At 61.0% G+C, this 26,696-nt stretch carries 26 protein-coding genes, 1 tRNA gene and 2 pseudogenes; 16 read left to right on the top strand and 13 right to left on the bottom strand.

What is annotated here, in order from left to right:
• Positions 1-169: 169 nt before the first annotated feature.
• A complete protein-coding gene (locus ACRQ5Q_RS21805) occupies positions 170-1,105 on the bottom strand; it encodes a septal ring lytic transglycosylase RlpA family protein (RefSeq protein WP_439368032.1) in 936 nt (311 codons plus the stop codon).
• Between the two features lie 804 nt (positions 1,106-1,909).
• On the opposite strand from ACRQ5Q_RS21805, the gene ACRQ5Q_RS21800 reads away from it, so the two are divergent.
• Entirely contained in the window at positions 1,910-2,038 is a 129-nt protein-coding gene (locus ACRQ5Q_RS21800) for a hypothetical protein (RefSeq protein WP_439368033.1), read from the top strand.
• A gap of 28 nt (positions 2,039-2,066) precedes the next feature.
• Here the strand turns inward: ACRQ5Q_RS21800 and ACRQ5Q_RS21795 are convergent, their stop codons facing one another.
• Positions 2,067-2,297, bottom strand: a complete 231-nt coding sequence (locus ACRQ5Q_RS21795) for a hypothetical protein (protein ID WP_439375601.1) — start codon at positions 2,295-2,297, stop codon at positions 2,067-2,069.
• Positions 2,298-2,513: 216 nt separating this feature from the next.
• On the opposite strand from ACRQ5Q_RS21795, the gene ACRQ5Q_RS21790 reads away from it, so the two are divergent.
• Both ACRQ5Q_RS21790 and ACRQ5Q_RS21785 read left to right on the top strand, forming a co-directional pair.
• On the top strand, positions 2,514-3,092 hold the full coding sequence (locus ACRQ5Q_RS21790) for a TIGR00645 family protein (protein WP_439392277.1): 579 nt from the start codon (positions 2,514-2,516) through the stop codon (positions 3,090-3,092).
• Positions 3,093-3,132: 40 nt separating this feature from the next.
• Positions 3,133-3,603 (top strand): GNAT family N-acetyltransferase, encoded by a 471-nt coding sequence (locus ACRQ5Q_RS21785; RefSeq protein ID WP_439368036.1) that lies wholly within the window; start codon positions 3,133-3,135, stop codon positions 3,601-3,603.
• 19 nt (positions 3,604-3,622) lie between these two features.
• On the opposite strand, the gene ACRQ5Q_RS21780 is transcribed toward ACRQ5Q_RS21785, so the two are convergent.
• Positions 3,623-3,940: a DUF1476 domain-containing protein gene (locus tag ACRQ5Q_RS21780; RefSeq protein ID WP_439368038.1), complete on the bottom strand. Its 318-nt coding sequence runs from the start codon at positions 3,938-3,940 to the stop codon at positions 3,623-3,625.
• A gap of 250 nt (positions 3,941-4,190) precedes the next feature.
• On the opposite strand from ACRQ5Q_RS21780, the gene ACRQ5Q_RS21775 reads away from it, so the two are divergent.
• Positions 4,191-4,373: a hypothetical protein gene (locus ACRQ5Q_RS21775; protein ID WP_439368040.1), complete on the top strand. Its 183-nt coding sequence runs from the start codon at positions 4,191-4,193 to the stop codon at positions 4,371-4,373.
• A gap of 49 nt (positions 4,374-4,422) precedes the next feature.
• Here ACRQ5Q_RS21775 and ACRQ5Q_RS21770 read toward each other — a convergent pair whose 3' ends face one another.
• Positions 4,423-4,614 (bottom strand): hypothetical protein, encoded by a 192-nt coding sequence (locus ACRQ5Q_RS21770; RefSeq protein ID WP_439368041.1) that lies wholly within the window; start codon positions 4,612-4,614, stop codon positions 4,423-4,425.
• Positions 4,615-5,361: 747 nt separating this feature from the next.
• On the opposite strand from ACRQ5Q_RS21770, the gene ACRQ5Q_RS21765 reads away from it, so the two are divergent.
• From ACRQ5Q_RS21765 to ACRQ5Q_RS21745, 5 genes are all read left to right on the top strand, one after another.
• Positions 5,362-5,490 carry a hypothetical protein gene (locus ACRQ5Q_RS21765; RefSeq protein WP_439392276.1) on the top strand — a complete coding sequence of 43 codons (129 nt, stop codon included), beginning with the start codon at positions 5,362-5,364 and terminating at the stop codon, positions 5,488-5,490.
• Between the two features lie 492 nt (positions 5,491-5,982).
• The gene (locus tag ACRQ5Q_RS21760) at positions 5,983-6,243 is read left to right on the top strand and encodes a hypothetical protein (RefSeq protein ID WP_439392275.1); all 261 of its coding nucleotides are present in this window, start codon (positions 5,983-5,985) and stop codon (positions 6,241-6,243) included.
• Between the two features lie 200 nt (positions 6,244-6,443).
• Positions 6,444-6,533: transfer RNA gene (locus ACRQ5Q_RS21755), tRNA-Ser, on the top strand.
• Positions 6,534-6,693: 160 nt separating this feature from the next.
• On the top strand, positions 6,694-7,794 hold the full coding sequence (locus ACRQ5Q_RS21750; RefSeq protein ID WP_439392274.1) for a tyrosine-type recombinase/integrase: 1,101 nt from the start codon (positions 6,694-6,696) through the stop codon (positions 7,792-7,794).
• Positions 7,795-7,961: 167 nt separating this feature from the next.
• Positions 7,962-9,308 (top strand): IS5 family transposase, encoded by a 1,347-nt coding sequence (locus ACRQ5Q_RS21745; RefSeq protein WP_060909953.1) that lies wholly within the window; start codon positions 7,962-7,964, stop codon positions 9,306-9,308.
• A gap of 252 nt (positions 9,309-9,560) precedes the next feature.
• Here ACRQ5Q_RS21745 and ACRQ5Q_RS21740 read toward each other — a convergent pair whose 3' ends face one another.
• The 3 genes and pseudogenes from ACRQ5Q_RS21740 to ACRQ5Q_RS21730 all read right to left on the bottom strand — a co-directional run.
• The gene (locus ACRQ5Q_RS21740; protein WP_439392273.1) at positions 9,561-9,791 is read right to left on the bottom strand and encodes a hypothetical protein; all 231 of its coding nucleotides are present in this window, start codon (positions 9,789-9,791) and stop codon (positions 9,561-9,563) included.
• Between the two features lie 194 nt (positions 9,792-9,985).
• Complete coding sequence (locus ACRQ5Q_RS21735) at positions 9,986-10,234, bottom strand: hypothetical protein (protein ID WP_439392272.1); 249 nt, start codon at positions 10,232-10,234, stop codon at positions 9,986-9,988.
• Positions 10,235-10,794: 560 nt separating this feature from the next.
• Positions 10,795-10,980: pseudogene (locus tag ACRQ5Q_RS21730) on the bottom strand (general stress protein); the annotation flags it as partial.
• Positions 10,981-11,282: 302 nt separating this feature from the next.
• On the opposite strand from ACRQ5Q_RS21730, the gene ACRQ5Q_RS21725 reads away from it, so the two are divergent.
• Both ACRQ5Q_RS21725 and ACRQ5Q_RS21720 read left to right on the top strand, forming a co-directional pair.
• On the top strand, positions 11,283-11,543 hold the full coding sequence (locus tag ACRQ5Q_RS21725) for a DUF1127 domain-containing protein (RefSeq protein ID WP_439392271.1): 261 nt from the start codon (positions 11,283-11,285) through the stop codon (positions 11,541-11,543).
• Positions 11,544-11,819: 276 nt separating this feature from the next.
• Positions 11,820-12,137, top strand: a pseudogene (locus ACRQ5Q_RS21720) (transposase); the annotation flags it as partial.
• Positions 12,138-12,612: 475 nt separating this feature from the next.
• Here the strand turns inward: ACRQ5Q_RS21720 and ACRQ5Q_RS21715 are convergent.
• The 3 genes from ACRQ5Q_RS21715 to ACRQ5Q_RS21705 form a co-directional block, all read right to left on the bottom strand.
• Positions 12,613-13,779 carry an alpha/beta hydrolase gene (locus ACRQ5Q_RS21715; RefSeq protein WP_439392270.1) on the bottom strand — a complete coding sequence of 389 codons (1,167 nt, stop codon included), beginning with the start codon at positions 13,777-13,779 and terminating at the stop codon, positions 12,613-12,615.
• Positions 13,780-14,914: 1,135 nt separating this feature from the next.
• Positions 14,915-15,160: a hypothetical protein gene (locus tag ACRQ5Q_RS21710; protein WP_439392269.1), complete on the bottom strand. Its 246-nt coding sequence runs from the start codon at positions 15,158-15,160 to the stop codon at positions 14,915-14,917.
• Between the two features lie 22 nt (positions 15,161-15,182).
• A complete protein-coding gene (locus ACRQ5Q_RS21705) occupies positions 15,183-15,458 on the bottom strand; it encodes a hypothetical protein (protein WP_439392268.1) in 276 nt (91 codons plus the stop codon).
• Between the two features lie 224 nt (positions 15,459-15,682).
• Here ACRQ5Q_RS21705 and ACRQ5Q_RS21700 point away from each other — a divergent pair, with 224 nt between their 5' ends.
• From ACRQ5Q_RS21700 to ACRQ5Q_RS21690, 3 genes are all read left to right on the top strand, one after another.
• On the top strand, positions 15,683-19,612 hold the full coding sequence (locus ACRQ5Q_RS21700) for a BTAD domain-containing putative transcriptional regulator (protein ID WP_439392267.1): 3,930 nt from the start codon (positions 15,683-15,685) through the stop codon (positions 19,610-19,612).
• A 530-nt stretch (positions 19,613-20,142) separates the two neighbouring features.
• Positions 20,143-21,327, top strand: coding sequence for a cytochrome P450 (locus ACRQ5Q_RS21695; RefSeq protein ID WP_439392266.1), 1,185 nt, complete (start codon positions 20,143-20,145; stop codon positions 21,325-21,327).
• Between the two features lie 373 nt (positions 21,328-21,700).
• Positions 21,701-22,030, top strand: a complete 330-nt coding sequence (locus ACRQ5Q_RS21690; protein ID WP_439399851.1) for a recombinase family protein — start codon at positions 21,701-21,703, stop codon at positions 22,028-22,030.
• Here ACRQ5Q_RS21690 and ACRQ5Q_RS21685 read toward each other — a convergent pair.
• On the bottom strand, positions 21,983-23,329 hold the full coding sequence (locus ACRQ5Q_RS21685) for an IS5 family transposase (protein WP_060909953.1): 1,347 nt from the start codon (positions 23,327-23,329) through the stop codon (positions 21,983-21,985). The two genes, ACRQ5Q_RS21690 and ACRQ5Q_RS21685, sit on opposite strands and share 48 nt — an antisense overlap.
• Before the next feature lie 778 nt (positions 23,330-24,107).
• Positions 24,108-24,356: a hypothetical protein gene (locus tag ACRQ5Q_RS21680; protein ID WP_439392265.1), complete on the bottom strand. Its 249-nt coding sequence runs from the start codon at positions 24,354-24,356 to the stop codon at positions 24,108-24,110.
• A gap of 83 nt (positions 24,357-24,439) precedes the next feature.
• Here ACRQ5Q_RS21680 and ACRQ5Q_RS21675 point away from each other — a divergent pair, with 83 nt between their 5' ends.
• A complete protein-coding gene (locus ACRQ5Q_RS21675) occupies positions 24,440-24,658 on the top strand; it encodes a hypothetical protein (RefSeq protein ID WP_439392264.1) in 219 nt (72 codons plus the stop codon).
• Positions 24,659-24,681: 23 nt separating this feature from the next.
• Here ACRQ5Q_RS21675 and ACRQ5Q_RS21670 read toward each other — a convergent pair whose 3' ends face one another.
• The gene (locus tag ACRQ5Q_RS21670; RefSeq protein ID WP_439392263.1) at positions 24,682-25,020 is read right to left on the bottom strand and encodes an acyltransferase family protein; all 339 of its coding nucleotides are present in this window, start codon (positions 25,018-25,020) and stop codon (positions 24,682-24,684) included.
• Positions 25,021-26,259: 1,239 nt separating this feature from the next.
• Here ACRQ5Q_RS21670 and ACRQ5Q_RS21665 point away from each other — a divergent pair.
• The gene (locus ACRQ5Q_RS21665; protein ID WP_439392262.1) at positions 26,260-26,448 is read left to right on the top strand and encodes a hypothetical protein; all 189 of its coding nucleotides are present in this window, start codon (positions 26,260-26,262) and stop codon (positions 26,446-26,448) included.
• The last annotated feature ends 248 nt before the right edge of the window (positions 26,449-26,696 follow it).

The following is a 26,696-nucleotide window of genomic DNA, read 5'->3' as shown; positions in this document are numbered from 1 at the left end:
CCGTCGCACTTTCCCGGATCATGCATTAGGCAGCGAGATCCTTCCGCATCGCGACGTGTGCGGCGCCCACCGGACCGGGATCGGCAAATCCTTGCCGGCGGTAAAACCGCGGCCGGCCTGGTTGCCTGCAAGCGCCGTCAGCGTCAGCGCCGAGACGCCCCTTCCGGGTTCAGTAAAGACCGCGCCCGCTGAGGATGCTGCGGGCTTCGGCGGCGCCGTCCGAGGCATAGGCGGCAGACGGAGCGCTCTCGGTGCTATAGCGACCGCCATCGTCATAGGACACGGCGCGCGCGTTCTGGAGCGCCCGGCCCCGGCTGCGGCTCGAAGCCGACATCTCCGAGGTCGCATTGAGCGAGGCCATGTCGGCGGCGGTGTTGCCGAGATTGTAGGGCCGCCCCTCCGGCATCGGAACCTCGCCGCGAATGGCGCCGCGGGTCGATGAAGGCAGCTCCGGCACGAAGGGCTTCGCCGCAGCGACCCGGACCATCGAGGGCGACGGCGCCGGGATGCCGGTGCGCAGTGTCGCCATCAGCTGACGGTCGTCGGAGCCCTCGAGCGGCGCCCGGCCGACGTATTCGACGCGCACCCTGGCGACGCCGTTTCCTTTGAATTCAAGTAGTTCGGCGGCCTTGTTCGAGACGTCGATGAGCCGGTTGCCGTGATAGGGCCCGCGGTCATTGACGCGGACGATCAGCGACTTGCCGTTCGACACGTTGGTCACCCGCGCATAGGACGGCATCGGCAGGGTCGGATGCGCCGCGGTCAGTGAGCCCATATCGAACACTTCGCCATTGGCAGTCAGACGGCCGTGGAAGTCATCGCCATACCAGGACGCCAGGCCCTCGGCGCGATAGTTGACGTCCTCCTCCGGCACGTAGGTCCTGCCGGCCACCACATAGGGCTTGCCGACGCGGTAGGTGCCGCCGCCCTTCGGGACCGGATCACCCCAGGCCACGACCCGGGGACTCGAGGACACGCCGTATTTCGGATCGACGCGGCTGGCGAATTTGTTGGACGACGCGCAATTGGCGAGCGCGAGGCAGGTCGCGGCCGCCGCAATCCCGCGCGCGGCCCGCAAAACCGAATCTGACCGTCGGATCCCCATTCGCCCCAAATACCATTCTGCCGGAGGCGTACCCAGCCCGCTTGGGTGACGGGCACGCGCTGTCCGGTCCTTTGCTCCGAGGCGGCCCACCACCGCATCGGATGCGGTAACGATAACGCAACCCGAACACGGCGGAAATGGGGAGCCCGCGGCGATCACGCCGGGATGGTAAACACGCCGTTCGTTTGTCCCCGTTGATCTACGGAGCGCAGGCCCCCTGCTCTGTGCCACTCCCGGACATTCTGTTGCGCCAAATCCTCACCCCACCCCCATTGTCACGCCGCTCACTGGAATTCTTTTGACTGTGCAAGGCCGCACGCGTTCTCTCGCATGCAACGGCGGGATCTGGAATTTAACGATGATCGAGACGGTTTCGGCACTGATGGGTCTGGTTAGCGCGGGGATTTTCCTGGCCCATGCGTTCGAAGGTTACCGGACGAGGGCCTGAAGGCACTCGCACGGACGGCAAGCATCACCTCTTTCAGGGCGGCACGTTCGGACGGTTTTGATCGATCCGAGCGGGCATCGAAGACGAGAGCGACAGGTGTCCCATGCGCAATCATGACCTCGTATCCGATGGCTTCCTGGTATTGACCGCAGGCGGTCTGGTGCTGTTGTGCTCGAGCCTGGTGGCACTGGCCTTCGCCTGAGCATCACCACGCCTTTCCTGACCTCTGGCACAGCTACACCGCGACGCAGCGTGCCATCCGTTCTGGATTGCCCTGCTCTCTTTTAGTTGATTGAATTTCTGCGTTTGGCGCCTCGACCTATTTCGAGAGGCCATCACCAACGAAGGTGACGCAAATGCTTGCTGAGAAATTTTTTCTGGTTCTGGAATCGCTGATCCGCGGCGATCGCACCTATCCCGATGGAAGCCCTCGTACCATCAGCACCTCCCCGCACGTGCCGGTGAAGCTGCCGGGTCAGAAATAACCGGCGCTCTGGAGCGCCAGTCACTTGCTCAGCGCAGGCCGAGCAGCGACCGGCGATAGAGGCCCTCGCGGGCTTCGCTGAGGCAGACGAAGCTGCCATCAAAACCCTGGCCGTAGCGCTTCTGGCCCCTGGCGTAGTAGACGCCCTTCCTGAAATCCAGCCAGACCACCTGGTCATGCGGACAATGGCGCTGGGCCTGCGCCTCGTAGCGAAACGGCGTCAGCGGCGTCGCCGACACCCCGCGGGCACCGAGCATCATCGCCACAACAAGCGCGATTCTCCCAAGCACGCCGCCAAAGCTGTTCGGCACGTCACTCCTCCTTGATTCTGGCCGTCGCCCGACGGCCGCGTCCACGCTAGCATGAAACGGCGCGATCGCCGCCAAGCCTTGCCAAGCGCACGCACGTCTTCCGCCGGCCATCTTGTCGGGGTACAGAAAAGCGAAATCGTCTCTGCTCGCGAGGATGCTGCCTGAATGTCGGTTGAGCCTGAGCCAAGGACCGAACCCCGCCTGACCTCGCCGCGGCTCGGCGTGCTGCCGATGATCATCTTCGGCTCGCGCTGGCTGCAGCTGCCGCTCTATCTCGGGCTGATCGTGGCGCAATGCGTGTACATCGCGCTGTTCCTGAAGGAGCTCTGGCATCTCTCCTGGCACGCCCTCGATCTCACCGAACAGCAGATCATGATGAGCGTGCTGGCGCTGATCGACGTCGTGATGATCTCCAACCTGCTGGTGATGGTCATCGTCGGCGGCTACGAGACGTTCGTCTCGCGGCTCGACCTCCAGGGCCACCCGGACGAGCCGGAATGGCTCGGCCACGTCAATGCGAGCGTGCTGAAGATCAAGCTCGCCATGGCCATCATCGGCATCTCCTCGATCGCGCTGCTGCGCACCTTCATCGAGGCCGGCAATCTCGGCTCGAGCCGCGCCGGCTTCACCGAGACCGGCGTGATGTGGCAGGTGCTGATCCACATCACCTTCATCGTCTCGGCGCTCGGAATTGCCTATGTCGACAAGCTCAGCGATTCCGGAATGCGCGGACACGCCGAGTGAGGCGTTCGATTGGCGATGCACGGTCTGATCCGGAGTCCCCATGCCCGCTGACGATATCTGCTTCAGGCCCGCCCGCCTGGACGACGCGGAGACCGTGTTTGAGATCACCAAGGCCTCGATCGCGGGTCTTTCGCGCGGATGCTATTCACCGGCGCAGGTCGAGAACTGGATGGGGGACCGGACGCCCCGGTTCTACGAAGAGCTCATCGCCAAGGGGCGAATGAGCGTCTGTGTTCGCAACGACGTCGTCATCGGCTTCGTCGATGCCGAGCCCGGCGAGGTCACCCGATTGTTCGTGCTGCCCGCGGCGGCGGGCTCCGGCGTGGGGCAGCGGCTGCTCGACATCGGCGTGGCCCAGGCGCGGCTCGGCCACAGCGGGCCGATCCGCCTCGAAGCCACGATCAACGCCGAATCCTTCTACCGACGTTACGGTTTCAGAAGCATGGGTCGGGGACAGTTCTCTCACGGCCTCGGCGGCGAGCCTATCGAGATCATCCACATGGCGCTGTGAGCGCCATGCCGCGCGGCGCTCACTCCTTTGCTTCGAGTTGCTTCATGGCCTGATGCAGGCATTCCTGGAGCTTCTCGGCGACCTGCTCGCGCGCCACCCCCTTGCCGGCAAGATCGCCCGACACCTTGTCCAGGACCTCGTCGAGCGCCCGGCTCTCCAGATGGTCCGTCACCAGCGCCGCCGCGTAGTTGGCTGCGGCATCGCCGCTAAGGCCGAGTTGGCTGGCGGCCCACAGTCCAAGCAGCTTGTTGGACCGGGCCGTCACCTTGAACATGAGCTCCTCGTCGTGGGCGAATTTGGCCTCGAAGCCCTGCTCGCGCTTGTCGAACGTGGTCATGGTCGGCTCCATTGCGTTGTCACTGAAGGGGATCGGATTGCCGGAAGCGAACGTCTCCGTATTTCGCGTGACTTGAGGATCATTTGAAGCTTCCGGCGGAACGCAAACGCCGTCAAGCCTGCCGCATGCAACAGGCGGGTGTGTTCAGCGCTGCCGCCAGCTCCGTGTCAGCCAGATCAGCTACTGGAGGATGTTAAGCACTTATTAAGTAGACTCAGCCCGCATCGCCGGGGGCATCGAGATCTGACGCATGAACAGAGAACTGCGCGAGTTTCGGCGGCTTGAACGCCTCTGCCTGGAGCAGGCCGCCCTTTCCACCATAGACCTGGCACGAAGCGGGTTGCTCAAGGTCGCGAACGATTGCCGGATTGCGTCCGAAGCCACCCGTGCATTCGCTGGCCCTGAACGAGAAGGGCTCTCCAAGCGGCACTAGGGCGTCGGCGACCGACCCGGGCGATATCGGCGGGCTGCGACCGGTGCGTTCAGCCCTTCGCGGCGGCAGCTTCACGTGCGAGCCGCTCGGCCTTCAGCCGTTCCTTGTTGGCGTAAAACGCCTTCTGCGCCGCTTCGTGGTCGCGCATGGCCTTGTCGGCCTCGATCCGGCGAGCCGCATCGCGCGCCTGGCGCTGTTCGGGGGTCAGGGGTTTGCGTCGGAAGGAAAGGTCTTCAGTCATGGCGAGACAACGCGGAGGTGAGGAATGAGTTCCGCGTGCCGCATCCCGCGTGTGGCGGCGCAAGCCGAAATGCCTGCCTTTTCAAGGTTTTCTGGGCAGAATCTCGCGCCCACACCGGCAGGCCGCCGAAAGCGGAATCGCCAGCGAGGCAACGCCGTGGCGAGGAACTGCCAGACGAGATCCGATAACGGTTCGGTGAAGGAAACAACTTGCCTCCCGGCTCGAAGCATCCCGGAAACAGAACGCCCCTAGTTTTCACCGCAGGAGTTTGAGGGGAGACCGACGATGATTGCTCTTAAGGTGATTGTTCTTACGCTCGGTGCTGGAATTACTTTGTGGATGTACTCAGGCGAACTCGGCGCCGATGTCGTGCTTGCCATCCTGGCCTGCCTCGCATGATGAGAAAGAACCTTTGGTAAGGCCCGGGGATTTTTCGGCGAGGTGATTCGGGATCGCCGCGCCGGCCCGACTCTCCTCTCGATGTTCGCGAAACCATCAGTGAATCGGCGACCTGCGCCGCAACCGGACTGACGTACTCCGCAGTCACGAACGATCCCATCATAAAACGGCCCCGCTCTCTCCGGGCAGAGAAAGCGAGGCCGTGCATTCCCGATATGCGGCCGATAGGGGCTTGCAATGGACACCGGCCGCACAGTGGAGCTTACATGATTCCCGACCGGAAACTGCCAGTTTTTCCCGATCACCGGCTCATCAGGAACCTTGCCAGCGCACTCGAATTCACACGCGATGAAGCGTCTGGTTTTCGGGCTTGCGGCGCTTTGCGGCACGCTGCTTTTGGCGCTGGTCTGGCTGGGCCAGCACGAACGCGAGGCAGCCATTGAGCGACTGGAGAGGTACGAGTTCTCGCCTCGCTGACACGCAAACAGCGCCCCTTGGTGTCGGAGCACTGTGACGGCAGTGACGGTCGATGCGGTATGTCAGGAGCCACGCACCGCTAACGCACGAAGCGTCGTTCTATGGTCTTCCCCTTTTTTGCCCCGGATTGTTGATGGCGGCGTGCGCGGAAGCCAAGGCGTCGACACGCGAACTGAGCGCCCCCAGCTGCTCAGCCACAGGGCCATGTGCCCTTCGGTGGCAGATCAGCGACAGATCGACAAATTGTGGCGCACCTGGGTTGCCGCTGTGATCGACCCGTTCGCCACCGCACGTTCGCCAACGAGATCGAGCGCGCTTCCTCCGCCCGGCTGCCGCACCCGCGGCGCGTGAGGTCGTGCCGGATTTCGCGAGCGACAGGCGCCCGCAGTCCGCGAGGTCGCGCGCACATTGGCGTCCAGGACTGAACCACCCTGTACCTATGGGCAGGTTCGCTTGCAGGTTGATATTTGATAATGCGGGAACTTTCGGCAATTGGGTGCATTGCCTTTGCTGCTGATGTCGTCATCTCTCCGGTCTGAGGAACTGCCGGTGAACCGGGAATTAAAGGAATTCCTCAGGCTCGAACGCACTTGCAGAGAGCACGCGGCCATTGCTTCCTTCGAGCTCGAGCGCGAGGGCCTCCTCAAGGTGGCAGAGTATTATCGGAAAGCTATCGAAGCCCTGGAACGCCGCCCCACCGCCGACAGCCCCCGTAAATTTCCCCTGCCAGCGCGGCGCGGCCGCCCCTTGTGAATAAGCGGAAGGCGCGCCCAAATCGGCGACCAGGCGCAAGCCCAACAAGGACGCCGAGGCGCCCCATTGCCCGGTTTCACCGCGCTTGCGGTGGGCTTTCTCAGGCCGTAAGAGACGTCTATCCGTAACATGTCCAGAATCGCGGACTGTTCGCATCGTGCTCGACGGGATCAGCCCTGAATGGTTGAAACTATTGCACTGGAAGGGTGGCCGAGCGGTTTAAGGCACCGGTCTTGAAAACCGGCGTGCCCGCAAGGGTACCGTGGGTTCGAATCCCACCCCTTCCGCCAGTATATTGTTCGCCAGTGTTCGTGGTCGTTCGAACTCCACAGCAAATTCAGTGACTTATGCCGAAGGACTGTACTTCGCAGTTCGTCGGTGTTCTTCCTAATCGGGTCACCGACCGTAGCTGAAGACCGTGGGTTCGGAGGACGATTCCTCGGAGGAACAATGGCTGGACGGCTCAAACCACTCGACGTAGAGCGCCTCACAAAGCCCGGTAAATATGCCGATGGCGGCGGCCTTTACTTGATCGTCACAGGACCAAAGTCGAGAAGCTGGTCTTATAGGTATTGGAAGGACGGGAAAGAGCGGTGGCACGGTCTTGGCTCGTCGAAGGAGGTATCGCTAAAGGACGCGCGGCTTGCCCGCGATGCGGCCCGGCTGCGCGTCAAGGGCGATCGCAGCACAGCCGGCGTCGACATCGTCCAGGAACGTCGAAAGGCGCGCGAAGAGGCGAAAGCCGTCGTGGCGAAGGTGGTCTTGCCGACGTTCGAAGAATGCGCAGAAGCCTACATTCGGGCGAACTGGTCGATCTGGAGTGAGAAGCATCGCGAACAGTGGCCGTCCTCCCTCAAGCGCTACGCCTACGCCACCATAGGCAAATTGACCATCCCGGAGATCAAGCCAAGCCACATCTACGATCTGCTGGAGCCGATTTGGGTGGAGAAGCGGGAGACTGCAAACCGCGTCCGCGGCCGAATCGAAACCATCATCGCAAAGAACGTCGATATCGATGATCCGGACTTCCGCAATCCAGCCGAACTAACGCGGCAGATGCGCGAGAAACTTCCAAAGCGCACCAAGCGAGTCGTCCGGCATCACCCCGCTTTGCCTTATGCGGAGGCGCCGGCATTTATGACACCTCTGGCTAGCGCTCCGGGCAGAGCTGCTGCCATGTTGCGCTTCCTAATCTTTACGGCTTGCCGCACCAATGAGGCGGTCGAGGCGCGTTGGTCCGAGATCGATCGGCCAAACTCAACGTGGAAAATTCCGGGTGAACGAATGAAGATGGACCAGGATCATTACGTTCCCTTGTCCGAATCTGCATCAGCGGTGCTTGACGAGTTGCGCGATGGAAGCCAAGTCGAACTGATCTTCACCAGTCCTGATGGCGGAGCATTCTCCGAAAACGCAATGCTCGCCCTGCTCGATCGTCTCGGTTACGGACACGTCACGGTGCATGGCTTCCGGTCAACCTTTGCAACTTGGGCGGAGGAATGCACCGATTATCCGGATGGCGTACGTGAAGCCGCGCTGGCCCATAAATAGTCGTCCGTGAAGAGTGGCTAAGCGATTGAGCTAGAATCGCATTTGTCGTTGTGGACTGTTTTGCGTTTGCAGGGGTTTGATGCTTCGGGCGTCGGAACCTTGCAATTTCATTTTCAGGATTCCGTCGAATCGCCAACCATGATTCCGTCATCACATCGGAGGTGGCGATGCGACCGAAGAAGCACAGGACGACGGGATCGGGCGATCTGTTCCGGGCCAGGCTGGACCAAATCATCAATATGAAGCACGAGCTGGTTCAGCTCGCCGGCAAGGTCGATTGGGACTGGATCGACGGCGAGATCGCGCCGCTCTATAGCGAGAATGGTCGGCCCGGGATCGCGAGCCGCTTCATGATCGGGCTGTTGCTGCTCAAGCACATTTACGGGCTGTCCGATGAGGGGGTGTGCGAGCGCTGGGTCCACGACCCATATTTCCAGTACTTCACCGGCGAAGAGTTCTTCCAGCACGCATTCCCGCACGAGCGCTCGGACCTGAGCCACTGGCGCAAGCGGCTCGGCGACAAGCTGGAGCTGTTGCTGGCCGAGAGCTTGCGGGTGGCACACGAGGCCGGCGCGTTACGCAGCCAGGACATCAAGCGGGTCACAGTCGATACCACCGTGCAGCCGAAGGCGATCACCTTCCCGACCGATGCCAAGCTCTTGCACGCGGCGATCAAGGGGCTCAACCGTCTGGCGAGGAAGCACGGGGTCAAGCTGCGGCAGTCCTATCTGCGCATTGCCAAAACCGCGACAATGATGGCGGGACGCTACGGCCATGCCAAGCAATTCAAGCGGCATCAGCGGCAGTTGCGCATCCTGCGCAGCCGACTGGGCCGGATCATCCGCGATATCCGCCGCAAGATCGAAGGTCAGGCTGTGCTTGAGAACACGTTCGCCCTCCCGCTCAGCCGGGCCTCGCAGATCCGCTCGCAGCAGCAGCGCCAGCGCGGCTTCAAGCTTTATTCCTTCCACGCCCCGGAGGTGGAGTGCATCGGCAAGGGCAAAGCAGCCGCGCCTTACGAGTTCGGCGTCAAAGCCTCCATCGTCACCAACAACCGCCGTTCTCCCGGGGGCCTGTTCGTGCTGCACGCCAGGGCGCTACCCGATAACCCGTACGACGGTCACACCTTGCGGGACGTCATCGACCGCACCGAGACACTCACCGGCTGCGCGATCGAGCGGGCCTATGTCGACAAGGGATACCGCGGCCACGACGCACAAAATCCCCGACGGATCTTCATCTCCGGCCAGAAGCGCGGCGTCTTCGGTGTCATCAAGCGCGAGCTGCGCCGCCGCTCCGCCATCGAACCCATCATCGGACACCTGAAGGCCGATGGTCACCTCGGCCGCTGCTACCTCAAAGGCCGCGCCGGCGATGCGGCTAACGTCATCCTCTCAGCCGTGGGCCACAACTTCCGCCGCATCCTCGCCTGGCTCAGAGAACTCTTGTGCCTCATCCTGCTCCAGCTATGGCGCACGTTCGGCCGTCCCGCCCCGCTCAATTCGCCTTCTTAACGGACGACTAAATACAAGAGCGAGACCACCGCAGCCTATCAGCGGGGCCAAAAGTTGGAAAAGCGACGGGCTCTAATGAAGGATTGGGCTGAATTTCTTACCGGCAGCAATGTACTGCAGCTCCAAAACTGGAGGGTGGGATGAGAAACTAGCGGAGCAAGGCAAAAGAGCGTCCACCCATGAAATCGCGCGGCCGTACTCGTAGCGCCGGGTAGCGGGTCCCTATTTGCTGAAAGCTGAGCGGACGGCGAGCTATTCTACCTTTTTGATTTTCTTTTCGAGGTGCCCGTTTTTGTGATCGTGAACCAGCTGGCTTAGCGATGTCTCATTGAGATGCTGGAACACTTCACCCAGCTTCGCTGTCTCGGGGTGGCCGGCGGCAAAGGTGTTGCCGTAAATCTTGCGCAGTGTACGAATGAGGGTGTTGCCGTGCTTCTTGTTGATCTCACCGTTCTTGTCACGGTGGCGGTCGTCGATGGACATCGCGGCACTCCCTTATGTTTTGCGCTTGCTCTCGGGCCGGGCCGCCTAGCGTCATTAGGTCGGCGACATCAACCCATGCAGACGTTGTTTCGGCGCAATCGCGCTCCTATGAATTATGTGCGCAGCCGAACCACTAAGCCGGCCTGCACTTCGCAAGCGCCTGCCCTTCCGATTTATAATTTTGGATGCGCTTATTAACGGTGCCGAAGACCGCCGTGCACATTCGGAGAGTGGGCCGTGATCAGGTTTTTGTGCTTCCGGGCCGCCGCTTCGGCCTCGCGAGCAAGTCGTTCAGCCTTTAACCTCTCGCGGTTTGCATGAAACGCCGCTTGGATGCGTTCATACTCGGACATCGCTACTTTGGCATCGGTTTCCTTGAAGACCCGTTGCGCCTCACGTTGGGCAGCAGTGGGTGGCTTCCATCCATAATTATAAGCGATCATTCCCTCCTCCTTCGGTGATAGCCGTGGGGGCTTGTTGGGTCCGACCGTCAAAGTCTCTTCCTGTTTTGCAGTTACCGCAATCGAATTTTGGCAGGCTTGGCGCCGCCAGAGCGACTGGAGGGCCTAGAAGGATCGAATGCCCGACCTGGGATTGCCACTGCCCACACAGCGGACAGAAAGGATTGCGCGCTGCTTCTGCGGCGAGGTAGTCACCAACCCGACGCTCGAATCTCATATCCGCTCTGCCCACCGACTGACCGCCGCATGAAACTCACTGCCGAACGCCTTCGCCAAAACTCGGCAACGCCTGTGGTTCCGAGAGTGTCCTTGCGAGATGTAACGCAAGACTGATCGTCGAACTAGCCGCAGGGGCGCTCGTTCCTAACGGTTGACAGGCTACCCCTCATCGGCCAATGGTCCCTCAACCTTTTACGGCTGCTGCCCACCTTCTTGATGGGCTACCATCCCATATCGTTTCGGCTCGACATTCGTTTTAACAGCATTCGCAGGGTCGCTGCTCCTCGGAGCACCCGTTCAGAAAAAGAGACCCGCAGCGCGGGCCCTTCCGCGCGATCGTCGACACCGTCGGGATCACGGTCGACTTTCCCGCCCTGTGAACCGTACTTGTCGGAATTGTTGGCGACGATGCTGATGTCGGAGTGCGGCACGCCGGCGCTCTCGAGCTGGGTGACCGCCCGCTCGGCATCGGAATAATTGTCGTACAGGTGAGAGATGGTGGTCGTCATGCAACCTGTTCCTCATTTTGGGGGATTGGCCGTAAAACGGCGGGTCTTCCGTTCGTCTTCTTAACTGGATACGGCTCGGCGGCGTCCCGGATAGTTTCGAACGCGAGCAGTTTGCGTCTGCTGAACCCTGCGAAGCAGACCTCAACGGGGGCGGACTGTAGTTTCGCCAATGGACCAAGAGCAGACCTCGGCTCGGCTTGTAAGCCGAAGGGGGACATGGTAGCGTTGTCGCTCGGGCCTTCGACAACCGCCCGACAAGCTCTCGAGCCAAGCGTTGTTTCGCTCCGTTAGGGAGATGAAACATGTCTTGCAGCAGCACAACGCGAGCTTCAACCGATGCATCCCGCGTAGCTTCACCCGCTTTTCCAGATCTTAGATGGTTCTGGCAATTTCCGTTCGCGCAGTTGGTCGGAATAGCACTATGGTTGGATCGACGCCGTCAATACGGTGAGCTTCTCGAATTAGACGACCGATTGCTCGCCGACATTGGCGTATCACGGACGACCGTTGAAGAAGTACGAAGATCCTCCTTATATTTAGACGCTTGGCGCGACAGCCGATGAGTAGCCATCATCCTCATTGGTTCAGCTGCGTAAGAAATCGGCGCGCGGCGCGTCTACTGATCTCCACGAACCAGACATCGCACCTGAGCGCACGGCAAACGCCCAAGAACATCCATCTGAAACAATCTGTCGTGCCGACGGCTGTCGGCGCGAGCCTTCTCACGAGCATCGCAGTGACCGCATTTGCGGAGACAGGACCAACGCCCATGATTACCATCGATCGTAAGAGCCTCGGATCGCCGCCTATGGGATTCCTCTTCGCTCGGACCGGTCAGGGTCCAGTTCAAATGGAAGGACTACCGCATCGAGGGCCGCGATCGCTACAAGCAGATGAAGCTCGCCACCTTCGAGTTCATCCGCCGCTTCCTCATCCACGTGCTGCCAAAAGGCTTGCACCGCATCCGCCACTACGGCCTGTTCGCCAAAGGCGCCTGCGCCGACAACATCGCACGCGCCCGTGAGCTGCTCGCCGTTGCAAAGCCCGAGGGCCAACCTACCGATGCCAACAAGCCGAGTTGTCCATGCTGCGGCGGTCGCATGATCGTCATCGAGGTCTTTGCGCGCGGTTGCACGCCACGGCATCGACCGACAGCCCCAACGAGCCGCATCAGGATGCACCTCATGACCGTGACGCAATCCCGCAAATCTGCCCGTCGCGCTCGCCGGCTCTCGACCGGCCACGGCAGAGCGCACCCAGGTATCCACCAGCCGTCGCAAATCGTGGGAAAACTTGTGGAGTTCGATGCCATCCGCCGCGCATTCGTCTGCAGCTTCACCGTCGCACAACTCGTCGGGCCGGCTCGATCGCAATCACCGAACTCACCCGCGGCGCTCAAATCCCCCTAGCGCCTGCCGCACCGCCTTACGTCCCTCAAGCGCGGTTTCCTCCCTTGGAGGCTTTCGGACGCCGGCCACCGAACAGCGGCCCCGCCCCTCATGCGGCCGGCATCCGAAACCCTTGTATGGGGCCCAAGCGTCTTTGCGGTTCGGATTGATCACCAGAGTGAATTGCCTGCCTGCTCGGTTGGAAGATCGCCGGGCTTCTCGCCCTTACTTACGTGGCTAGACCTCATGGAGCCGGATAGCCCTTCCACAGCCATTCCAGCGCCGAAGGCAGCGTCTGCGCCACTGTCGGGCGGTCGACATGCTTGGCGTTGCGCGCGAACAGGTACTGGTAGTGATAGCCTTTCTCCGCCAGCACTTTTGCCATCAGCGCGGCGGACAGCGTCCAGTCGTGCATGCCGTCGGGGATTGTCGGATTGGGATAGAACAGGTCCTGATCGCCCATCTCGAACCAGTAGCGGATCGGTTTTGTCGGGGAACCCGGGATCAGCGGCGCGCCGGTCGGCTGATCCGACGGCGTCAGCTGGCCTGCCTTCACGATCAGGTTGGGACCGGCCGGCCCCGCCCACGCGCTGTGATATTCCCAGGCACCGCCGCGCAATGCCGGATTCCACGGCCATTGCTGGTTCACCATGGTTGGCGAATAGGCCAGCACCCGGCGATACAGCTCGGGATGAAACCACGCCATGGTGAAAGCCGCAGTGCCGCTCGAGCTCAACCCCATGGTGGCGCGCCCATCGGGATTTTTCGTCAGCTTCACGCCGGCCTTCTCTTCGACCAGCGGCAATACCTCACGCTCGATGAATTGCGCGTAGGTGCCCGACACAGTGTCGTATTCGCGCCCACGCTGCGCGCCTTGTGCGTCCTGTCCGCCATTGCCGACCTGGATCGACACCATCGGCGGCACGCGACGCTGCGCGATCAGATTATCCAGCGTCGTGTTCATGTCCTTCCAGGCGGTGGAGCCGCCGTCGCCGAGCACGATGAACGGGATCTCTGTGCCCTGGACATAATTCGCCGGCACATAGACCTCGATATTGCGGGTCCATGTGCCGGGATGGCTGGTGGTGACGATCATGTTGGATTTGTCGCCCGACACCGTCGTCGTGCTCATGATCGAAGAGTTGCCACAGCCGGGTACGTCGTCACGGATCAGCCCGGGGTTGTAGATCACGCTGTCCTTGGACGACAGCGTGAACGTCGTGATGGTGCCTTTCGGCACGCCCTCCTTTGCGATCGTCTCGGGCGCCGGATTATGTGTCGGGCCGATGATGAAATTTCCCTCCGCGCCGGCCGGCGGCAGCGTGCCGTCCGCAAGCTCGGTCGCGGGCGGATAGTTCGCGCTCCTGGGATCGCGGGTCGTCCCCGCAAGGACGGCCCATGTGTTGTTCATGTCTTCCTCCGAAGCCGACGAGTCTCATGGCTCGTCTTTCTCGGAAAAATATGACGAAGGGCCCTAACCGGTCAAGTGACGGGCACCTCGTGGCAGTGCTTGCTCGCTGAAATTATGGCGATGATATCGATGATCGCGATCATGAACTGTTGCGTGCACGACCGCATTCAAAAAAGGATCCGCGACAAATCTTCATTGACTGGCTGGCTTCGTCAGAGGGCCAAGGAGCCATCGCCGACTACAAGGTGAACGGCTAGCAACTATTCTTCCCTAACACCGACGATCCCAACGTAGATGTTCGCTTCGGGTCAAACCGGCTCTGGAGGCAGCGACGCGGGTTGTCCGCTCCTCCCTCAACAGTTGACGTAGCCGCGATCACCTGAGAGGGCAGCTACGGGCCAAAAGCCGACAATGACTGTTCGACCCAAGTAAGACACAGTCGGCTTTGGCTCTGACGTTGGAAGGCGTAAATTGCCCTGATCCGTCGGAGGAAGATGCGAAGGTGAGGAAGATATCTGGACGAAGTGGGCCAAGCCCGCGGACAGGCTAGGTGATTGAGTAGTTGGCTGATGGTCGCAGGAGTGAAGCACAGGGTTCGACGTCGCTGGCGGGCATCGCTGGTCGGTACCGCGGCCATCCTTTTACCGCCTTCTGCCATGTGTCAGGACTCGATCCGCCGCCTGGACGTCAAATTGGGGGAGCAGGTGTTCAACAGTTTTTGCCGAACCTGTCACTCGACCAAGAATGGTGACAATCGACTTGGGCCTCACCTGCACAACATTGTCGGAAGGAAAGCTGGCGCGGTAGCAAACTACGGCTAGTCCAGCGCCATCAAGGGTGCGGGATTAGTTTGGGACGAGAAAGCACTTGATCGCTTCATCGCGAACCCGGATGAGGCAGTGCCCGGCAATAGCATGAAGCCGTATGGGGGGCTTCCATCGGCCGACAGCAGAGCGAGACTGCTTCTCTTCTTGCGATCACTCGAGCAAAATCAGTAATTATGACTTTCGATTTCGCGCTGCGACTTCAAGAGCGGACAGGCTGTTGCTTGCGCACGCAGCTCACCCCGACCCACCACGATGGCGTATCGTGTTGATGCGACGCGCATGACCTTGCGGCCAGAGCGACTTCTTGGTCATTCACCCGGCGTGGAAGCGATGATGCTTTCACGTGGCACGCAGATAATCCTGACCCGCTCGTTGGCCTCGAGCTCCCGTCCAATCGAGCTCCCCGCGATATAGGCCTGCGCCTGCATGAAGCAGGTCGCCGGATTTCCGAACTCGGCCGGCACGCGCACCACCGTGTTTGCGTTGCTGCGCGTGCAGTCGCCAGGATCGGCTGCGGCCGAAGCCGAGCAAATGAGCACCAATGCTGTCAGCACCCCAGCCCCCCAATCTCGCCTCTCATTCAGTCGCGAGACCAACAGTCGCCGGCTTCACGGCCGCCGCGTTCGCCGTGATGCTGGGCCGCGGCGTCAAGACGGCAATCTGATGCGGAGACGCGGGCATGCCGCCGAACGTCAGCGTTGGGGTGACCGACTGCTCCTGAACGTCTCGTGCTCCCATCACCGCGACCTGGTGCCGCGCGATCGGAAAGCCTGTCAGTTCGAAGCTTGGAAGCTCTCCAGCTCCTGCACCCGTCGCCGCTGCGATGGCGGCCATCAACAACATTTTCTTCATGGCAGTCTCCTGCTGAATAAAGGCATACCAATTTCCGAACGAGCCTTAATTCGATGTGCCGCCCCGCGATGTGAGCCGCTTCATATGCGGCACCGATCGAATGCCCTCTTCGTCCAAGAACCCTACGGTCGGGCCGCAATCGACCTGTGGCTCCGAGCGTGATAAATTCGCAAAATCTTCGGCCGGGGTGCGTTTCTTGCCCCTTAAGCCAGGTTGCGACCGATATGGCGAAGGTCAATCTCGCACTTCTCGGCGGTTTCCGGCTCCAGACCGATCCCGGAGAGCCGGTCCCGTTGTCGACCAAGAAGGCCGGCGCGCTGCTAGCTTATCTGGCGCTGAACCCGGGCCGGGCACAAGCGCGGGCGAAACTTGCGGCCCTGCTATGGGGCGACCATAGCGAGGTGCAGGCGCGCGACAGCCTGCGACAGGCGCTCAGCCTTCTGCGCAAGGCGCTGTCGCACGTCGATCCAGGCGCTTTGATTGCTCACGAAGACACAATCAGCTTTGAACCATCGGCGTTGACCACCGACGCCAGTCTGTTCGCGGAGCTGGTTGCGCAAGAAGGAGCCGAACATCTGGAGCAGGCCATCGCACTCTACGGCGGCGAACTTCTCGATGGCTTCCAGGTTCGCGCACCCGAGTTCGAGAGCTGGGTAACGGCGGAACGTGAGCGATTTCGCGAACTTGCGCTCGAAGCCATGACCAGGCTGCTGGACCATCATTTGTCCACGGGCGCGGTCGAACCCGGCATTCGCATGGCGGCCCGGCTGCTGGCGGCCGATCCCCTTCAAGAGCGTGTCCATCGCACCCTGATGGAGCTCTATTCCCGGCAGGGGCGACATGGCGCGGCGCTTCGCCAATACCGCACCTGCGCCGATCTGCTCGCAAAGGAGCTGGGGATCGAACCGGACACCACGACCAAAGCTTTGCGCCGCGAAATTCTTCGAGAGTGGAATCAACGGCAGGGCACGACCTCATGCGCCGATGCTGCGACCCCCCTCGGTGATATCGAGATTGAACCGCCGACACCGCCGCATGCGCCGGAGCGCCGACAAGTCACCGTTCTCGTTTGCGACCTTGCTGGCGCAAGCTCGCTCGCAGCCCGGCTTGATCCGGAGCAGCTGCAGGCACTGATCACGGCCTACCAGCATTGCTGCACGCCCATCATCTCCCGGTCCGGCGGTGCGGTAGGGAGGCTCTCCGGGACTGAAATTCTAGCGTATTTCGGCCATCCACAGGCGAATGAACACGACGTTGAACGTGCGGTTCGTGCCAGTCTCGCACTGGTCGAAGCGGTCTCCAGGCTCGATTTCGGCAGCGCCGGACCGCTTGAGCTGCGCGTCGGCGTTGCCACCGGTCCGGTCGTGGTCGGGGGTTCCCTGGGTAACGGAGCGGATCAACAGGGGATCATCGGCGAGGCTGCGCAACTCGCCAGCGGCCTGCAAAGGGTCGCCGAGCCCAACACTGTTCTGATTGCGGCGAGCACCCGTCAACTCGTCGGCAACCTGTTCGACTGCAACGACCTTGGCCGGATGGCGCTCAACGGATTCTCCGAGCCAATTCCGGCCTGGCGGGTAAAGGGGCCAAGCGGCGTCGACAGCCGTTTCGAAGCACTGCGCGCGCCCACCACGCCGCTGACTGGTCGGGACGAAGAACTCGAGCTGCTGATGCGTCGCTGGCGGCAGGCGGCGAAAGGAGACGGACGCGTAGTGCTGCTGTCGGGCGAGCCGGGGATCGGCAAGTCTCGGCTGACACTAGAACTGCAAGAGCGGCTTCAGGCAGGGCCGCATTCGCGCTTGCGAAATTTCTGCTCACCCCACCACCAGGACAGCGAGCTTTATCCGATCATCACCCAACTGCAACGGGCGGCCGCATTTCGGCGCGACGACACGCATGAGCAGCGGCTGGACAAGCTTGTGGCGATGCTTGCCCGCGCGACCGACGATCTCAGTGAGGCTGCCCCGCTAATCGCGAACCTGCTGTCCGTGCCGACCGGCAACCGCTATCCGCCGCTCGACCTAACCCCGCAAAAGCAGAAGGAGAAGACGCTTCGGGCGCTGTTGACGCAGCTCGAGGGGCTAGCCGCACGCGAGCCCGTGCTCGTGTTGTTCGAAGATGTCCACTGGATCGACCCTACTTCACTGGAGCTATTGGACCTGACCGTCGATCGCGTGCCTGCCCTGCCGGTCCTGCTGATCATCACCTTTCGGCCGGAGTTCGTGCCTCCCTGGATCGGCCGCCCGCAGGTGACTTTTCTCACGCTCAATCGCCTGTCGCCCGCTCAAGGTGCCGAAATGATCGCGGGCGTGACTGGCGGCAAGGAGTTACCTGCGAAGATCGCCGACCAGATCATAGACCACAGCGATGGCGTGCCACTGTTCATCGAGGAGCTGACCAAGACCGTCATTGAAAGTGGCGTCGTCGCCGAGGCCGGCGATCGCTCCGCGCTGACGGAGCTGGCGACACCCCTGTCAATCCCGACGACGCTGCAAGCCTCCCTTCTCGCCCGACTGGATCGTCTGCCTGAGACGCGCGAGCTGGTGCAGATCGGGGCGACGCTTGGTCGTTCGTTCTCTCACGAATTAATCAGCGCGATTGCGCAGATCCCGCAGCAACAGATCGATGAGGCTCTCGCACAATTAGTTAGCGCCGAATTGATGTTCCAGCGGGGAGCTGCCCCCAACGCGGAGTACACCTTTAAACACGCGCTTGTGCAGGACGCTGTCCTCGGCACTTTGTTACGCGGCCAACGGCAGCAGCTGCATCATCGCATCAGCGAAGTCCTGGAGGGGCAATTTGCAGAAATCGTGGAAACGCAGCCTGATCTATTGGCGCGGCATTGTGCGGAGGCTGGCCTGGTCGACAAGGCTGTGCGCTACCAGCTTAAGGCGGGCGAACAAGCGATCGCACGCGGGGCCGTGACCGAGGCGGTGGTGCAGTTGCAGAAGGGGTTGGAGCTGTTATCAACCCTGCCGAACGACCTCGAACGCGGGCGGCAAGAACTTCCACTCCAGGTGGCCCTCGGTTTAACCGTGTCCGCCTCCAAAGGATATGCGGCACCCGAAACAGGCCGAGCCTATGCTCGCGCCCACGCACTGTGCGCCCAGCTTGGCGACGCCGCCACTCTCACGTACGTGCTTCACGGACAAGGCTCGTTTCACACCACGCGAGGCGAGTACATTGCAGCGCGGGAGTGCGCTGAGAAATTGTTACGTCTCTCCGGCAAACAGGATGACTCGCGTGCAACGCTGGCTGGTCATCTTGTCATGGGTCTCTCCCTGCATTTTTTGGGAGATTTTGCCTCGTCCAGGCATCGTCAGGAGCGCGTCCTTGCCATCTATGATTCCGAAACGTACCGGCCCCTTCCAGGCGTTACGACCGACGGCAAGGTAAGCGCGCTCAGCTTCTTGGCCCTCAACCTCTTCATGCTTGGCCACCAGGACCAGGCACTGTCGCGGGCCGAGCAGGCGGTGCTCTGGGGTCGAACTTTGCACCACTCGCACAGCCTGGCTTATGCGCTGTGGCATGCGGCTGCCCTGCATCTTTTCCGTTGCGATGAGAAGGCTGCCTTCGACCCGCTGGAGGAAGCGATTGCAATTGCGACGCAGCAAGGATTTCTATTTTGGTTGGCACATTGCACAATGCTGCGCGGTCACGTGCTTGTGACACGCGGCGAAGCGGAGAAAGGACTGGCGCTCGCCCGCAACGGCTATGAAGGTATGAAAGCAACGGGTGCATTGATCTTCGAGACTTGGGACCTCAGCCTGCTCGCCAACTGCTGCGAACATGCGGGTCGGCCTGATGAGGCATTTGACCTGCTGACCGAGGCGCTGGACATTGCCGAAACCAGGAACGAGCGTTTCGTCGAGGCGGAACTGCACCGTCGGAAAGGAGAGTGGCTGCTTGCGCACCGGCGGTCAGAGCTGGCCGAAGCGGAGCTCTGTTTTGAGCGCGCCCTTGCTGTCGCACAGAAGCAGAATGCCAGAACTTACCAACTGCGCGCCGCTGCGTCTCTTGCGCGGCTGTGGGTAGCCCAGGGCAAACGCGACAAAGCCCGCGATCTCCTCGCGCCGATCTACAACTCGTTCACGGAAGGGTTGGACACGCCGATTCTGCGAGAAGCCAGGGCAACCTTGGAAGAGCTCGCAACGTAAGCTTGGATGGCAGACGGGTCCGGGATTTGACCGCGACGGTTGCTTGCGCTCCCCGACGAACCACAGCTCAAAGCTTTTTTGATTTCTCGCGCACTGCAAACACTCAACCGCGGTGCCGGCATAATGCTCCTCAAGCGTACAGTCCGCTCTATCAGCGCAGACATCAGCCGTTTGTCCGCTTCGGGTCAATCGCGACGGTTTTGCCCGGTTTAAGCTAGGGCCGGTCTACCCCTGACAACCGACATATGCGCGGCCGTGGGATGCGGCAGCGATCGGCGGCTGTAGGTCGCGGATCATCCCACATGTCAAACCACATGTGCTAGCATAGCGCGCGCATGGTTACTGCTTTGAGATCTCGCGCAACCGCCCGGATCGCAAAGCGTTCCGAACGCCGCCGTGGTACTGGCGATTGCGCTGCGGCAACCGTTCCCGCTTTCCTCAAGGAACCGCTCCATCATTTGCCATTTGCGCGTGAACGACCATCGCTGAAGAAAGTTTAGCCCATAGCGCTGCCAGCACGGATGACCGTCATGTCGACTGCCCGATTGAGCCCCTTGGATGAGACGATCAGCATCTCGGACCTCGTTCGTGATCCCTATCCGATCTACAAGCGCCTGAGGCGCGAAGCTCCCGTGTTGCGGGTAAAGTCAGTGGGCCGGACGTTTCTTACCAAGGCCGCCGACACAAAGTGGGTCAAAGATAATCCAGTTATATTCAGCTCCGATGATCCTAACACGCCCATGAAGCGGGCCTTTCTGGCTCATACGCTGATGCGGAAGGACCACGACGAGCACCGGACCGAACGCATGGCTATGATGCCGGCGCTAATGCCGAAGACGATCGAATCCGTCTGGGCCGCGCTTTATGAGGACCTAGCGGAGGCGTATCTCGACCGGTTGCCGCGCGGCCAGGTCGTTGACCTGTTTCCCGCGCTGGCGGGGCCTCTCGCTGCGCGGATGTTGGCGCATGCAATGGGCGTTCCGGATGCGAGCGATGAGGACATGCAGCGATGGTCGCAGATGCTGATCGATGGCGCCGGCAATTTCGGTTGGACTCCCGGGCCTTTCCAGGCAACCGACATTGCAAACGCGGAGATGGATAGATGTATCAGGGCGAATGCCGAACGGGTGCGGGGCGAGCCGGACTCCTCCGCCCTCTCCTTCATGGTGAATGCCAAGAACCCTATTCCGGAAAGCCAAATTATCGCCAATGTGAAAATCGCCATCGGCGGCGGCATCAACGAGCCGCGTGACGCCCTGCTAACTGTGCTCTACGGCCTGCTGACCAACCGCGATCAGCTCGAGGCCGTGCGCGCGGAGGGCAAGTGGCGGGCCGCCTTCGAGGAAGGAATCCGATGGGTGGCGCCGATCCAGGCTAGTTCACGGCTCGTAACGGAGGACACGGAGATTCGAGACTACTTCATTCCGAAGGGCGACACCGTTATGACAATCCAGGCTTCTGCCAACCGGGATGAAGACATCGTCCCAGACGGCGAGAACTATAATGCCCTTCGCGAGCCCAATCCTCACCAGGCCTTTGGCAATGGCCCGCATCATTGCGCGGGCGCGCACCTTTCGCGACGAACGATTGGCGACATCCTCCTACCCCTGCTGTTCGAGCGCTTTCCAAACATGACCTTGCTCGATCCAATAAGCGTTCGCTGGCATGGATTTGGTTTCCGCGGACCGCTGAATATGCCGGTTCTGCTGCAGTAGCCCCTACGGCGCTTGCAGCCGAGGAACGTGCCTTAGAGCGACCATCACAGCCGTAGATCGCTTCGGGCATAGCGGGTGAGCTCCTTGAATCGGCCGAAGCCCCGCCGGGCAGAGTCGATATTTCCGAAATGCCTCCACATTCGGACCACAAGCGTAGCTCACCACCGTAGATTAGACATCGTGATCAGGCTGCGCCTGCAGAATTAAGCTTTAAGATCAGATCGATAGTGAACTTAGGTTGGAGGAGCGGTGATCCGCCGACATCCGCTGCTGCCTCCCCACCCTCGCCTCAAACCTTGACCTCGTGGCGCAATCAACGCTTGAACCTCACGCGCCGCCGACGAGCAGGATTTCTCAAGAAATCCGTACAGAGATGGGAGCTAACTCAATGCGCCGAAACACAAAAAGGCCGGAAGCTATTGCATATTTACGCACTTCATCCGCGGCAAACGTGGGCGCTGACAAGGATAGTGACCGCCGACAGCGCGCCGCTATCGAACGCTTCGCCAATGCGAACGGGTACGAGCTCGTTGGCGAGTTTTACGATGCCGTGGTCAGCGGTGCAGGCCCCATCGCAGAGCGGCCGGGTTTTGCAGCGATGCTCGACCGCATCGCCAGCAACGGTGTCAGAACCATTCTTGTCGAAAGTCGTCCGTTAAGAAGGCGAATTGAGCGGGGCGGGACGGCCGAACGTGCGCCATAGCTGGAGCAGGATGAGGCACAAGAGTTCTCTGAGCCAGGCGAGGATGCGGCGGAAGTTGTGGCCCACGGCTGAGAGGATGACGTTAGCCGCATCGCCGGCGCGGCCTTTGAGGTAGCAGCGGCCGAGGTGACCATCGGCCTTCAGGTGTCCGATGATGGGTTCGATGGCGGAGCGGCGGCGCAGCTCGCGCTTGATGACACCGAAGACGCCGCGCTTCTGGCCGGAGATGAAGATCCGTCGGGGATTTTGTGCGTCGTGGCCGCGGTATCCCTTGTCGACATAGGCCCGCTCGATCGCGCAGCCGGTGAGTGTCTCGGTGCGGTCGATGACGTCCCGCAAGGTGTGACCGTCGTACGGGTTATCGGGTAGCGCCCTGGCGTGCAGCACGAACAGGCCCCCGGGAGAACGGCGGTTGTTGGTGACGATGGAGGCTTTGACGCCGAACTCGTAAGGCGCGGCTGCTTTGCCCTTGCCGATGCACTCCACCTCCGGGGCGTGGAAGGAATAAAGCTTGAAGCCGCGCTGGCGCTGCTGCTGCGAGCGGATCTGCGAGGCCCGGCTGAGCGGGAGGGCGAACGTGTTCTCAAGCACAGCCTGACCTTCGATCTTGCGGCGGATATCGCGGATGATCCGGCCCAGTCGGCTGCGCAGGATGCGCAACTGCCGCTGATGCCGCTTGAATTGCTTGGCATGGCCGTAGCGTCCCGCCATCATTGTCGCGGTTTTGGCAATGCGCAGATAGGACTGCCGCAGCTTGACCCCGTGCTTCCTCGCCAGACGGTTGAGCCCCTTGATCGCCGCGTGCAAGAGCTTGGCATCGGTCGGGAAGGTGATCGCCTTCGGCTGCACGGTGGTATCGACTGTGACCCGCTTGATGTCCTGGCTGCGTAACGCGCCGGCCTCGTGTGCCACCCGCAAGCTCTCGGCCAGCAACAGCTCCAGCTTGTCGCCGAGCCGCTTGCGCCAGTGGCTCAGGTCCGAGCGCTCGTGCGGGAATGCGTGCTGGAAGAACTCTTCGCCGGTGAAGTACTGGAAATATGGGTCGTGGACCCAGCGCTCGCACACCCCCTCATCGGACAGCCCGTAAATGTGCTTGAGCAGCAACAGCCCGATCATGAAGCGGCTCGCGATCCCGGGCCGACCATTCTCGCTATAGAGCGGCGCGATCTCGCCGTCGATCCAGTCCCAATCGACCTTGCCGGCGAGCTGAACCAGCTCGTGCTTCATATTGATGATTTGGTCCAGCCTGGCCCGGAACAGATCGCCCGATCCCGTCGTCCTGTGCTTCTTCGGTCGCATCGCCACCTCCGATGTGATGACGGAATCATGGTTGGCGATTCGACGGAATCCTGAAAATGAAATTGCAAGGTTCCGACGCCCGAAGCATCAAACCCCTGCAAACGCAAAACAGTCCACAACGACAAATGCGATTCTAGCTCAATCGCTTAGCCACTCTTCACGGACGACTACAAATTCTCCATAGGCTCCGGCAATGAGGAACAGATTCCGCGCGAAACAACGGACATCCTGCCGTTAACAGTCGCTGAGGCCGTATCGGCTTGGCTGGTTAGAGAGGCTCAGCGCACGAAGAGCGCCAAGGGCGCGGCTGTAAGGCACGGGAAAGCAGTCTCTAAGACACTACTCTCATGGGTCGACTTTGACCTGCTGCGAGCTCACAAGGAGTCTCCGCCCGGACCGTGGCTAAAAAAGCTCATCTTCTTACAATTAGGGCTGTCTCCGCCATCACCAAAAGTACTCGCTCGCTATGTTGCACGCGAGCAGGCGGCCAGCCTGATAGCAGAGAACAAACTTATTCGTTCGGCGACAGTCGCAGCTCAAGTCAAAGTAGATCCATCAAATGTCAGCCGCTGGCGGAAAAGTAAACAATTCCAAGCTCTCATAAAACAATACGCTGAACGTTTGGAACGGCCGAGAATCCGCCCAACTCGGCTGGTCAAGAAGCCGGACAGGTGAGGTCCCACCCTGCCTAGGCTGCACGACTTTGTTGACGGATACTCCCTCCTCCGAATTGCTTTGATAGCGCTTGTCTTATTGATCCTGACCTTGAAATCTACGGTCAAAAACTACGAAAGTAATCGACCTTAGAAACCGACCGTTCTTGACCGGATCGATCCGATCGGCTTCGGCAAGAGCCCACTGCACGCTCGATCTCCTCCGTCGTCCCACCAATCCCATCTCCGATGGTCGCCTGCTTGACCGCATGGACGTAGACGCGGATCGCGGTGGCCCGTCGCAACGTGGTGGCTTCGTTGAGGAGGCCCCCGTAGTTATCCTCTTCAATTTTGAGAGCGTTGATGTTGGCCAAGGCAGAACTGTTTTACGTAGGTCTGTCACGAGCGAAGTCTCGCGTCTACTTGGTTGGAACCGCGTCCGCGATTCGCAGAATTGTTGGGTGATAGTCCCCGCAGCGCGTATGAACAGGCTGTCTCCTGGATCTTCGCAGCCGAGGCGGAGAACCTGCCAGCGGCGAACATCGAGGCGGCACGCCAAGAACTGGTAGTTCTTCATGCGGAAATGAAAGCCGCGGCTGAGAACCTGCTCGTCGTCATGCTGCCTCTCGCCAGCGGAACAGACCGCCGGTTCACACTTGCAGCGGGAAGAAGCTGACAGGCGGCGTGCTCGTGGCCGGGTCAGGCTTGGGTGGTGCCGGATGCAATAGTCTGAAATGGCTCCGGCGCTTCCTTTCTCCGGTCCAGCCATTTGACGCCGGCCGCCACGATTGCGACCAGCGCCAGCGTGGCGATCGCGTTCGCCGGATAAATGCGGAAGAAGCGCTTGGCCAGGAAGGTCGCCGGCGAAAAATCCGGCTTTGCGGTGATGTAGCAGACGATGAACCCGCTGATCGCGAAGAACAGGTCGACACCGCTCGCTCTACGATACGCCAGCCAATCCCACGTGTAGAGCGCACCCGGATTGAAATAGGACAGCGCGATGTACGAGTGAAAATAGAACACAGACGTCGCTGCCACGGCGCGCCCGAGCTGAATTCCGGGTAGCCGGCCCTCGTCGCGGCGAGGCGCGGAACAGCCCGCGTCCACAGAAGCACTATACTGCGCGTCCTAGGTGGAAAAGTGGCATCGGTCCGTCGACCGGCCGACTTGGGAAATCTACTTGCGGGAGTCCTGCCGTCGTTCCAGAGCTTCGATGGCGTTCCGATAATACTCAGCCACCTTAAGCAGGCCCTCCCGCTCAAGGTCACAGGAAGCAATGACGGCGTGTTCTCTGCATATCCGCTCAAGCCTGCGGAATTCCGTTAATTCCCGCTTCAACGACAGATCCTCAGCCCGAGGCAACGACGTCTCTTCAGACTTAGCGCCGATTGCCGAAAATTCCCGCAACGCGAATATCAACCGCTGCGCGAGCCGTCGGTCCCCTTCCCGACATAGGAACCACGCCTCAATCGGAAATCTAGGCCTATCGCCAACACTCGCGCGGTGCGAGCGTGGTGGATCGCGATTGGCTTGTACCGCCGCTTCACGCTGGCTCGTGTGTTTCAGGCACATATGGACTTCACGAGCGGCTATTAGGCGAGTTTTCGTCGGTGTACCCTCCACGAGAACGGAGCTTGATTCGTCATGCTGGAAACCGTTCTCTTATTGCTCGGAATGGGGCCATCGCCCTTCTGCTGATCGCGTTCTGGGGCTTGCACAAACAAGTATAAGGTGTTCGAGAATCGCTTTATCCTCAGCTTAGCCAAACCTCACGGGGGAAGCGGGGAATGGTTAGGCCCGGCGCGCGATCACCGGACAAGAACCGCGCCGGGCCACGAGCGCATGATTTTCAGAAATCCCGCCGGTTCACGCTGGCGCGCCTATCCTCCGAATTCGCCTAAACTATCGGGGATCGATTCTTCGGGCAGTCGGTTGGATGGGGCATGCGCATCCAGGCGATGACGTGGGCAGGTTCGCTGACCCTTGTAGGTCTTCTCGTCTCAGCTTGCGCAAGTCAGCCGACGCCATCAGCAGCGCGTGCCAGCGCGCCATGGCCGCGGGACCTCAATGAGCCGCCCCCAAGTCGAGGGCCCGCCGATGGAGCAGCAATCCCTGGAACAAAAGCGGACCTGAATGCTGCGCGCGAGAGAGCATCGCGTTAGGGCGCGGTCGGTCCCACACCGAATTCGGATCAGTGTGGCAAGCGCGGCATAGTTCCGACCGGCGCATCTTGGTTAGCTTGGTAGTCGGACCATGAATCGTCTTCGGGGCTCACCGATGTTCCAGGAACTGATTGACGACTATCGACGCCAGGCCGCGCAATACATTGCGGACGCGCTCAAATTGGAGTCCACCCCCCGGCCTCACCAGGACGGGGACCAGTCGGTAGCGACCGCTGCACGCAAACGGGGCCTCGCTGCGATGTTGTTTGAAATGGCTGATGCCTATGAGGAGCAGGACCGCTAGCATAAGGGGCGGGCTTCGGTCCGCGCTCATACCTCGATCGCGGCGCCAGTCACCGGGTGGTCACCCCCGGGCGGTGACCGGGCGAACGCCGGTTCACGCTGGCGGGCCTTCACCTAGTCGCGTTCGTAATATCTTGGCGCGTACCGATCCCGGCGATCTCGGTAATAGTCGTCGCGGTAGCCGTAGCGAGGTTGGACGTAACGTTGTCGAGCGTAGGCGCCGGGGGCGTGATAATCGTTAGGGAAGCA

This window comes from Bradyrhizobium sp. PMVTL-01, from assembly GCF_051861855.1.
Taxonomy (GTDB): Bacteria; Pseudomonadota; Alphaproteobacteria; order Rhizobiales; family Xanthobacteraceae; genus Bradyrhizobium.
The sequence above is the reverse complement of the archived record's forward strand: the minus strand, read 5'-3'. Positions and strand labels throughout refer to the sequence as shown.